Origin of the sequence: Henriciella sp. AS95, assembly GCF_038900055.1 — a bacterium.
Taxonomy (GTDB): Bacteria; Pseudomonadota; Alphaproteobacteria; order Caulobacterales; family Hyphomonadaceae; genus Henriciella.
The window spans coordinates 1-2,368 of the sequence record NZ_JBBMQM010000006.1 but is presented as its reverse complement, the minus strand read 5'-3'; the positions used below and the strand labels follow the sequence as shown (position 1 = coordinate 2,368).

Genomic DNA, 2,368 nt, shown 5'->3' with positions numbered 1-2,368 from the left:
CGAGACCCTTCCGGGCCTACTCCCTTAGCAGGGGAGCGCCTTCGACCACTCGGCCACGTCTCCGTCGACCCGTTTAGCGGCGACATCTGCGGGGGGCAAGGGGCAAATATCAGCAAAATTCAACGTCTGTATCGCGTCGGTATTGCGTCGGTATTTGATCGGTGCGCCGTCACCCCCCAAAACCGCGGCCAAACCAGCCGCTGACAACCACATCTTGCATGCCGGGACGCAGACCTTAGGGTGGCGTCAAGGAGAGTGGAAAGATGGTCACCAAGGTCTTGCACACGGGCAATATTGCGGTTGCCTTTGCCACGGTCGCACAGGCGGCGGCGGATGTGTCCCTGACGGGCGGGGCGGGTGCGGTGATCACATCGGCGCTGTCCGCGCTCGAGATTTTCAAGAAGGCCAAGCCGGAGGACAGGGAACTGGCCAAGATCATGGCCGATGCCGCGCAGACCCATTTGCGGCAGGCGCACGTTACCGGTGACCGGCGCAAGATCGTGATCCAGATGATGGCGCTGCACACCGCCAGCTATGAAGACATGGCCAAGGGCAATATGGATGCGCCCACCGTGGCAAAAAATATCTGTGCACAGATTAAAGCGACGGCAAAAGATAGCGAACATCGGTCTGCCACCGCGCTGGCGAACTATCAGGCGCTGCTGGTCGCTATTCTGACGCCGTTGTTGGAGCCACCCAACGCGTCGGAAGCCATGCAACAGGAACTGCTGCGCCGCACTGAAGTGTCGGGCGAGGCGCAACGGCTGCGCGACATCGGCATCACCGAAAAAGCCATCATTCGACTAGCCGGGCGCATCACGACCGAGACGGACGATGTAGGCCAAGCTTGGCTGGACCTGCAATACGCGATGGACATCGCCGTGCGGGTGCAGGCCGAGGGGCAGATACAGTCGCACCACGGTGATTTTGTCGACACCGTACTGAAACGCGTGGCGGAACTGGCCAAGGATGGTGAGTATGCCACCGCCAGTGATGAGATCGACGTGGCGCTGTCTCAAGCCGAGGCGCAGATGACCCGCCTGCTGGACAGCGGGGTCGAGGTCGCGCTGATGGACCGAAACACTGCGAAAGCCGCCACGTTGCTGGTGCGTAAGGCGGATATGGAGGCGGGTGGGATCGCGGAGTTTGAGGCTCAGCGGACGCTGAGAAGCCACTATTACGAGGTTGGTCGAGACAAAGGGCGCAATCTGGACAGCGCCCTTGCCATTGATCTGGCGCGTCTGGTGCTGGCGCGCGCGACCACAGCTGATGAGCGCGGCACTGCGGGTAATGATCTTGGCAATGCGCTGCTATCCTTGGGCGAACGCGACAGCGACACTGCGCGGTTGGAACAGGCCATCATCGCCTATACCGAGGCGCTTAAGGAACGCACTCGCAAGCGCGTACCCATGGACTGGGCCATGACGCAAATGAACCTTGGCAATGCACTGCTATCCTTGGGCGAACGCGACAGCGACACTGCGCGGCTGGAACAGGCTGTCACCGCCTATACCGAGACGCTTAAGGAAAGCACCAGAAAGCGCGTGCCGATGCAATGGGCCATGGCGCAGATGAACCTTGGCAATGCGCTGCTGGCTTTGGGCGAACGCGACAGCGACACCGCGCGGCTGGAACAGGCTGTCACTGCCTATACCGAGGCGCTTAAGGAAAACACCCGCGACCGTGTCCCGATGGGTTGGGCGGTGACGCAGATGAACCTTGGCAGTGCGCTGGCAACTTTGGGCGAACGCGACAGCGACACTGCGCGGCTGGAACAAGCCGTCACCGCCTATACCGAGGCGCTCAAGGAACGCACCCGTGAACGCGTGCCAATGCAATGGGCCATGACGCAGATGAACCTTGGCAATGCGCTGCTGGCTTTGGGCGAACGCGACAGCGACACCGCGCGGCTGGAACAGGCTGTCACCGCCTATACCGAGGCGCTCAAGGAATGCACCCGCGACCGTGTCCCGATGCAATGGGCCATGACGCAAAGTAATTTATGCAGCGTGGAAGTGGCATTCTTTGATAGAACACACGACCCGGCGCATTTGGATCGGGCGCTGGATTACATGAATGCTGCAAAGGAGGTGTTTGTAAGTGCCGGAGCGTCGCAATACCGATCTATGGCTCAACAGCAATTAGACAAAATCTCCGCCCTCCGCGACGCCCCCTAAGTATTAAACAAAAAGTGCAACACATCCCCGTCTTTCACCACATACCCCTTGCCTTCGGCCCGCATCTTGCCCGCTTCTTTCGCAGGCCCCTCGCCGCCTAAGGACACAAAATCGTCATAGGCAATGGTTTCGGCGCGGATGAATCCTTTTTCGAAGTCCCCATGGATCACGCCAGCGGCCTTGGGGGCCGA

2 protein-coding genes are annotated in these 2,368 nt (G+C 60.3%); one reads left to right on the top strand and one right to left on the bottom strand.

Annotated elements, in window-relative coordinates; genetic code table 11:
• Positions 1 to 263 precede the first annotated feature (263 nt).
• Positions 264 to 2,177 (top strand): tetratricopeptide repeat protein, encoded by a 1,914-nt coding sequence (locus WNY37_RS18675; protein WP_342974982.1) that lies wholly within the window; start codon positions 264 to 266, stop codon positions 2,175 to 2,177.
• Here the strand turns inward: WNY37_RS18675 and WNY37_RS18670 are convergent.
• Positions 2,174 to 2,368, bottom strand: a 195-nt coding sequence (locus WNY37_RS18670; RefSeq protein WP_342974981.1) for a DUF933 domain-containing protein, incomplete at its 5' end; no start/stop codon positions are given. The genes WNY37_RS18675 and WNY37_RS18670 overlap by 4 nt on opposite strands.